At 57.7% G+C, this 281-nt stretch carries 1 pseudogene; it reads right to left on the bottom strand.

Going from position 1 to position 281, the window contains the following annotated elements:
- Positions 1 to 164 (bottom strand): annotated as a pseudogene (locus AB9K35_RS00020) (integrase core domain-containing protein); the annotation flags it as partial.
- Positions 165 to 281: the final 117 nt, after the last annotated feature.

Genomic DNA, 281 nt, shown 5'->3' with positions numbered 1-281 from the left:
TCCAGGGTATCGAACATCTCTTCATTGAGAAGCTCGTCCCGCAGGCTGCCGTTGAATGTCTCTATGAAGGCATTCTGCTGCGGTTTTCCGGGGTCGATGTAATGCCAATCCACGCCGTTCCTATCGGCCCATTTCAGGATTGCCCGGCTGGTGAATTCCGTGCCGTAGCACGTCGGGAAGATTGGCCGCTGAGAGGTTATGGCCACGCGCGCAGCCCTCAAACCGCGCAGCGGGTGGCCATAACCGGGTCTCAGGTCTCAACAGTGGTTTTGCGTAGACCA

It is taken from the genome of Leisingera sp. XS_AS12 (genome assembly GCF_041224635.1).
In the GTDB taxonomy this organism is placed as follows: Bacteria; Pseudomonadota; Alphaproteobacteria; order Rhodobacterales; family Rhodobacteraceae; genus Leisingera.
The sequence above is the reverse complement of the archived record's forward strand: the minus strand, read 5'-3'. Positions and strand labels throughout refer to the sequence as shown.